Annotated in this window: 4 protein-coding genes; 2 read left to right on the forward strand and 2 right to left on the reverse strand. The window is 63.0% G+C overall.

All coding sequences use genetic code 11. The features are described 5' to 3' along the window. Positions 1 to 7: 7 nt before the first annotated feature. A complete protein-coding gene (locus AB0F17_RS66290) occupies positions 8 to 871 on the reverse strand; it encodes a 3-dehydroquinate synthase family protein (RefSeq protein WP_358047810.1) in 864 nt (287 codons plus the stop codon). A 10-nt stretch (positions 872 to 881) separates the two neighbouring features. Next, a complete protein-coding gene (locus AB0F17_RS66295; RefSeq protein WP_358047812.1) occupies positions 882 to 2,030 on the reverse strand; it encodes an alcohol dehydrogenase catalytic domain-containing protein in 1,149 nt (382 codons plus the stop codon). Between the two features lie 363 nt (positions 2,031 to 2,393). Here AB0F17_RS66295 and AB0F17_RS66300 point away from each other — a divergent pair, with 363 nt between their 5' ends. Together AB0F17_RS66300 and AB0F17_RS66305 are read left to right on the forward strand one after the other, a co-directional pair. Next, positions 2,394 to 2,756: a substrate-binding domain-containing protein gene (locus AB0F17_RS66300; protein ID WP_358047814.1), complete on the forward strand. Its 363-nt coding sequence runs from the start codon at positions 2,394 to 2,396 to the stop codon at positions 2,754 to 2,756. A gap of 34 nt (positions 2,757 to 2,790) precedes the next feature. Continuing rightward, on the forward strand, positions 2,791 to 3,474 hold the full coding sequence (locus AB0F17_RS66305; RefSeq protein WP_358047816.1) for an MFS transporter: 684 nt from the start codon (positions 2,791 to 2,793) through the stop codon (positions 3,472 to 3,474). Positions 3,475 to 3,517 lie beyond the last annotated feature (43 nt).

Raw genomic sequence — 3,517 nt, forward strand, 5'->3', positions numbered from 1 at the left:
TCCAAGATCACCACCCTGCAGACACAGCGGACACGCCGTTCAACTCTGCACGTTTACCTGTACCTGGCTCTGCACTGGAACCCGTACGCCGACAGCGCAGGTCCTGCTCATACGGATCGCGGGCGATCAGCTCGCATTTGGTGGCGCTGGCGTACTGCACCAGCCGCTCCAGCGCCCACAGCTTGTTTCCGAGGATGGCCTCCAGTTCCCGCTCGATGAAGGAAAAGAGCTCGGGAGAGGCGATCATTCCTTTCTTGATCACCTCGGCCAGTCCTGCCCGGATTTGCCGTGCATCCAAGGTGGCGAGGTAAGCGACATTGGTCACCACGCCGACCGGTTGGTAGAACGCGCCGATCAAGTTCTTGGCCACGGCGTGATCCACGGCCACCTTGCCACCGATGGCCGCGTCCACTGCGGCCAGGAGGGTGGTGGGGACATTGGCATACGGAATGCCGCGCATGTAAGCGCTGGCCACCCAACCCGCCGTGTCGATCACGACGCCCCCGCCGAAGGCGACCAGCAGGTCACGACGCCCGACCGAACTGTGGGCCAGCCGGTCGAGAAGATGGATGGCGGTGGCGATCGCTTTACTGCGCTCACCCGGCGGAATCGTCAGCGTCGCGACGTCCATTCCTTGTCTGGTGAGTGCCTCTACGAGCGATTCGCCGTGCAGGCCTGCCACCGTTTCATCTGTCACGATGACCACACGCGAGTTGGATGTGAATGTTTTCAAGTGATGCGCGGTGGTTTCGGCGTCGGCGGAGACGAGCACCGGGTAGGAATCGGTCCGCGTGGCCAGGCCCTCGATCGGACAGCCCGGTTCGGGCAAAGGAATCCTGTCGCGGACCAGGTGAACATCTGCGGGTATCATCTGGTCCTCCTTATCGGTGATGGGACAATAGCTCTACGCTGTTACGTTTATCTGAGCGAGCTGTTTTCAATGCATTGTCTGAGGTGGCGTCAAAGGCGATCGATGTCCTCAACGTGCCGTTGTGGCCATACTCGGAGAAGACTCTGCCGACGCCGCCTTCATCCCAGAATGAAACGGTCCCCGTGATCAGCTGGTCAATATCGAGAACCCCGCTGTCCACCAAATTCGTCGCCACCTTGATTACATGCGCCGTTCTACTCATCGGAAAGGCTCGGACATCGAAGGGGGCTGCGACAAATTTCAAGCCTTTGGCCAGCAAAAGCCAGGTGTCGATGGCCTGGGGGATCGCTGTCGCGCCGAACAGCACGTATTTTCCTGTGGCCTTCAGCAGTTGCATGGCTGCGGCGCGTACGCCACTCGCCTTGGATGTGCTGTCGACATGCGGTAGCGCATCGAAAACGTAGTCGGCGAAGGCACCCAGGTGGTCATCAGCCAGTCCTCGCAAGGCGTCAGCGTCTGTTATCGGGTCGAAAACCAGATCAGCGCCGAGCCGAAGCGCCGTCGCGCGCCGGGCCGCATCTCGCTCCACCACGACCAGCGAACCAGCCGCGTGGCAGTGACGTAGGACCTGGATCGCGATCAGTGCGGTCGGTCCGGCTCCTAAGATCACGATGGTGTCCCCTGGCCTGGGTGGATGCGACAGCACTGTCCGAAGAACCGAGGTGAGCGGCTCGATCAGGGTCGCGAGCCGGTTCGGCAGGTGCGCTGGCAGCACTACCGCGGCCGCCTGATGCGCATCGGCGAATCCTCGGTCGGTGAGCCAGCTGGTCTCACGGTTCGAAACACCGGGCAGCAGCGGTCGCACGGCCCTGTATTCGGCCAACCCTCCAAAGTCGGTCTGCCCCCAGTAGGTGATGCGCTCTTCCTGCCGGATTTTGCCGCGAAGAGCAGTCCCTACTTCCACCACCCGACCTACATACTCGTGCCCGGGGATCACCGGCCATCGTTCAGGAACTAAATGCCCGCGAAAATATGAGACGTCCGTGGAGCAGATGCTGACCGCTTCCGTCTCGAGAATGATTTCCTCTGCCCCGCATTCCGGGTCAGGGACGTCGGCCATAGAAAGACGGCCAGCTTCATGCAAGAAATAGGAACGCACCGTGCCCCCTGTGATCGTATGTGCTTAACGGAGACGCTCTCGCAAGGTCACATCCGTTGAAGCACTGTTCGCATTAGATCCCTCGCCCGACAGACTTTACGATCACTCAAGTGATCTTGTCAATATTCTTTGCAAGAACAGGCAAGGTGTGCGATGAGCGCCATATTGGACGGTCCGTCAACAAGGTAATTCCTAGGTCGCCTCTTTTTGTTCTGCCCGATACATGATTTTCGGGCGCGCCGGACGCGTCTATCCTGATCACGGCAACCAGCACCGCATTTCGCTATTTGGGCAATGTAAATTCCACATTAAAAGCGATTGAGGTGGCGACCCCATGGCAAGATATATAAGCTCCTGCAGTGCATGTACGGGTGCAGCGACCTCGACGTGGCCGCACAGCCGCGACAGAGCTGTTGCGCGGCGAAAAGCCGCCGACCGCGATCGTGGCGATCAACGACATGCGCGCTCGGAGTCAGCGCAGGGATCAGGGACGTCGGTCTACGCGTGGGCGAGGACGTGTCCGTGGTCGGCTTCGACGACATCGCGCTGGCCGACCTGGCCGCGCCATCGCTGACGACGGTGCGGCAGCCGCTCGCCGCGATGGCCGCCGCCGCCTTGACCCACCTGCGCGAGTGCATCGAGTCCGACGAGTATCCCACCGGACGGTCGCTGCTCATGCGGCCTAAGCTCGTGGTGCGCAGCTCCAAGGGCCCGCTCACCCGCTGAGCCGTATCCCAGCCTTCACATCAAACTTGCCAGCGTGACCGTCCGCGGAGTCGCTGCCAAAGCCGCCACCGGGCGGCAAGGACCCTACGGCGCCACCCCCGCCCGGGGCGACCAGCCACAGCCCGGCCACACGACCCGCATCCCTTGGCGCCGCGCGCTGCTCAACCGCACCTTCATCGGCTGCTTCATCGCCTACTTCGCCCAGAACGCGCTCGCCGCAATCATCTTCACCTGGCTGCCCTCCTACTTCGAGAACGCGCTGGGCTTCTCAGCGAAGGCGGCCGGCTCGCTGTTCGGGCTCCCCAGCGCGCTGGGCATCGTGGCACTGATCACCACCGGAGCGGTCACCGACCGGCTGCTCCGCACCGGCGTCACCTCCAGACGGGCTCGCGGCCTGCTCGGCGGCGCCTGCCTCACCAGCGCCGGCATCCTGCTGACCTGCCTGCCACTGATCCACACGCCGCTCCCCGCCATAGCCCTCCTGATGCTCGGCCACGGCATCTCCGTCACCGTCAACACCCTCGCCAACCCCGCCGTGGCCGAGCTCGTACCGCCCGCCCAGCGCGCCGGAATCCTCGGCGTCTTCTCCGGGCTCAGCGTCACCGCCGGCATCGCCAGCCCCATCATCACCGGACGGCTCCTGGATCGCGCCGCCACACCCCCGAGGCTGTCGACGATCACGGAATTCCCCTGCTGTGAGGGGTTTCCGATCAGGTAATTCCCCTGGCGCTTCACGGTTCTCCCCTGGAGGAGGACGTGGG

It is taken from the genome of Nonomuraea sp. NPDC026600 (assembly GCF_040638335.1).
Lineage (GTDB): Bacteria > Actinomycetota > Actinomycetes > Streptosporangiales > Streptosporangiaceae > Nonomuraea.